The following is a 206-nucleotide window of genomic DNA, read 5'->3' on the forward strand; positions in this document are numbered from 1 at the left end:
GATCTCGTCGATCTCGTCCGCGACCGACGCGGTCATCCCTCGCGAACGCGCGGTCGCGGCGAGCTGACGCCGGATCCCCGCGTCGGTGGGCAACCGTCCGAGGACCTCGACCGGTTCCGGCCGACCCGCGACGGGGTCGTCAGCGCCGTCTCCGTTCGAACCGACCGGTGCCGGATCGGTTTCGGTCACAGCTCTCGTTCGCGAAT

1 pseudogene is annotated in these 206 nt (G+C 70.4%); it reads right to left on the minus strand.

Annotated elements, in window-relative coordinates:
• A pseudogene (locus EXE44_RS21340) lies at nt 1–189 on the minus strand (hypothetical protein); the annotation flags it as partial.
• Between the last annotated feature and the right edge of the window lie 17 nt (nt 190–206).

This window comes from Halorubrum sp. SS7 (assembly GCF_005435055.1).
GTDB classification, from domain to species: Archaea; Halobacteriota; Halobacteria; order Halobacteriales; family Haloferacaceae; genus Halorubrum; species Halorubrum salinarum.